Raw genomic sequence first — 729 nt, 5'->3', positions numbered from 1 at the left:
GCACGTAGATCTGGCTGACGTTGCCGGTCTGCGTCGGGATCCCCTTGCCCTGGGCATAGAGCGCGTCGGCCAGGCTCGCGGTATGGCCGAAGGGCAGCGGATAGCGCGACTGGGTTTGTATCTCGCCGGTCAGATAGACGTAATCGCGCTTCACCGCGTCGAGGGAGCTTTCCGTGTCCAGCTGCGACAGCGCCGTGGTCTTCGAGGACTGGCGGAAGCTCAGCAGGCTCATCTGCTGCTGGAAATAGGCCTGCGCCATTGCCAGATCGTATTGCGTGTCGACATAGACGCTGTCGCCGTTGAGCAGCGGCAGGTGCTGCAGGTCGGGGCGGCTGTAATAGACCTTGAGCGGGATCTGGTAGATCTGGCCCTTGCGGTAGAGCCGGATCGAGGCGGTGGTGCGGTCGGGCGCCGTGATCCCGCCGGCGGCGGTCAGCGCCTCGTCGAGATGCAGCGGCTGAAGCGTGATCGGCTCGACCTTGGCCGCGCCCACCGCACCGCCGACCGAGACCCGCTGCGATCCGAATTGCGAGATCTCGAGGCTGAAGGTCGGGTCGATGTTGTGCGAGACCAGGGCCTTGAAGATCGCCGCCTCGGCATCGGGCACGGTCTTGCCCGCGACCTGGACCCGGCCCACGTCCGGGATGGCGATCGAGCCGTCGTCCTGGACGGTGAAGCCCTGGCGGTTGTTCTCGGCCGCGAGCAGGCCGGAAAGCTCGGCCACGCTGG

The 729-nt window shown here is 66.5% G+C and carries 1 protein-coding gene; it reads right to left on the bottom strand.

Annotation, left to right across the window (positions count from 1 at the left end; translation table 11 throughout):
- On the bottom strand, positions 1-729 hold a 729-nt coding region (locus CVV76_RS24420; RefSeq protein ID WP_199178709.1), incomplete at both ends, for a polysaccharide biosynthesis/export family protein.

Origin of the sequence: Acidimangrovimonas sediminis, from assembly GCF_002871005.1 — a bacterium.
GTDB classification, from domain to species: Bacteria; Pseudomonadota; Alphaproteobacteria; order Rhodobacterales; family Rhodobacteraceae; genus Acidimangrovimonas; species Acidimangrovimonas sediminis.
The sequence above is the reverse complement of the archived record's forward strand: the minus strand, read 5'-3'. Positions and strand labels throughout refer to the sequence as shown.